This window comes from Pseudomonas sp. FSL R10-2964, assembly GCF_009600035.1.
Lineage (GTDB): Bacteria > Pseudomonadota > Gammaproteobacteria > Pseudomonadales > Pseudomonadaceae > Aquipseudomonas > Aquipseudomonas bubulae.
In genome coordinates, this window is the sequence record NZ_WIWH01000167.1 from 1 (window position 1) to 207 (window position 207).

The 207-nt window shown below is 53.6% G+C and carries 1 tRNA gene; it reads right to left on the minus strand.

Going from position 1 to position 207, the window contains the following annotated elements:
* Positions 1-2: 2 nt before the first annotated feature.
* Positions 3-76, minus strand: a tRNA-Arg gene (locus tag GHN92_RS23795).
* Positions 77-207: the final 131 nt, after the last annotated feature.

The following is a 207-nucleotide window of genomic DNA, read 5'->3' on the forward strand; positions in this document are numbered from 1 at the left end:
GGTGCACTCGACAGGATTCGAACCTGTGACCGCTCGGTTCGTAGCCGAGTACTCTATCCAGCTGAGCTACGAGTGCAGGTTGTGTTTGTTAAACCAGACCACCGCTGGCTGAAGCAAAGTCAACTGCCTGGGCAATTGACTCTTAAATGGTGCACTCGACAGGATTCGAACCTGTGACCGCTCGGTTCGTAGCCGAGTACTCTATCC